The sequence below is a fragment of the bacterium genome (assembly GCA_030654305.1).
GTDB lineage: Bacteria > Krumholzibacteriota > Krumholzibacteriia > LZORAL124-64-63 > LZORAL124-64-63 > PNOJ01.
On the sequence record JAURXS010000054.1, the window covers coordinates 1 to 1540 of the forward strand.

General features: G+C 70.4%; 1 protein-coding gene. It reads right to left on the reverse strand.

All coding sequences use genetic code 11. The features are described 5' to 3' along the window. Positions 1–355: 355 nt before the first annotated feature. On the reverse strand, positions 356–1540 hold a 1185-nt coding region (locus Q7W29_01445; GenBank protein ID MDO9170479.1), incomplete at its 5' end, for an AMP-binding protein.

Genomic DNA, 1540 nt, shown 5'->3' on the forward strand with positions numbered 1-1540 from the left:
ATTTACGACAATCTCTTGCAGCGCAACGATGTCGGCATCGATCGCTCGAAGTGCCTGAGACACGTATTCCACACTCAACGGATTTTCAGTGAAGTTGTGCAGGTTCCAGGTGACGATCTCGAACGACGCGTCCGTGCCGAACGTCAAGCCCTCGAAGCGGTTGGCGGGGGCGGGGGCGGCTCCACGATCTTTGTCGTGTCCGACTGGCCGCAGCCGTTCAACAGCATTGCGGCACCGAGCAGGGTGAGAGTCAGCCGGATCGTCACGTCATCCACCATCCCGGGAACGGTTGCAGGTCTTCGAACCAAGATGCGGCGTCCCGGTTCCCCCCGCAAGCCCCGTTCCCCGGGATACCCTAGTCCCGGAAGTCCTCCCTGCGCCAGGCCTCGAACAGGGGTTTGAGCTGGTGGCGGCGGTATTTGCCGGTGGAGGTCACCGGCAGCTCGTCGCCGAAGACGACCACCTTCGGGCACTTGTGCCGCGGCAGCGCGCCCCGGCAGAAGTCGAGCACGGCCCCGGCGTCCGGGCGCGTCCCCGGCAGGGGCACCACGTAGGCGCCCACCTCCTCCCCGTAGACGTCGTGGGCGAAGCCCACCGCGAGGCCCGCCTTCACGCCCGGCGCGCTCATCAGGACCTCGTCGACCTCCAGGGGCGAGATGTTGACGCCGCCGCGGATGATCAGCTCCTTCAGCCGGCCGGTGATGAAGAAGTAGGGGCGGCCGTCGCGGCCGGGCTGGTGGAAGCCCTCGTCGCCGCTGCGGAACCAGCCGTGGGCGAAGGCCTGGCGGTTGGCCTCGTCGGCGTCGTGGTAGCCGGCCATGACGGTCGAACCGCGGATGACGATCTCGCCGCGCTCGCCCGCGGGCAGGGCGACGCCGGCGGGGTCGTGGATCGCCATCTCGTTGGCGGGGACCGGCGTGCCGATCGAGGGGAAGCCGTGGTCCCCCAGCCAGGCGCGGTGCTCGTCGGGCGGCAGGTCGACCGGCAGGAAGCAGGCGTAGCAGGTCGTCTCGCTCAGGCCGTAGCCGTGGACGATGCGCAGGCCGAACCGGGACTCGAAGCGCAGGGCCAGTTCGCAGGTCAGCGGGCCCGCGCCGCAGATCAGGTGGCGGAAGCCGGACAGGTCCAGGCCGCCGGTCGCGACGGTCCCCTTGTCCGCGCCCTGCAGCAGGAAGGCCAGCAGCGTGGGCACGACGCTGACGACCTGCACGCGCTCGCGCGCCAGCAGCGGGAAGAACGACCCCGTGCGGAACCGGCGGCAGAGCACGACCGCACCGCCGCTGGCCAGCGGCGTCACCAGGGTCACGACGATGCCGTTGACGTGGTGGATGGGCAGCACGCACATCAGGCGGTCGTCCGGTCCCAGGGCGTGCCAGGCGGCGATCTGCCGCGCGTCGACCAGCAGGTTGCCGTGGGTCAGCACCACGCCCTTCGGTTGGCCGGTCGTGCCGCTGGTGTAGACGATCAGGGCCTCGTCGTCCGCGACCGGGGCCGCCGCGGCGACGGCCGGGGCGAGCGGGGCGTCGTCGACGTGCGCGTA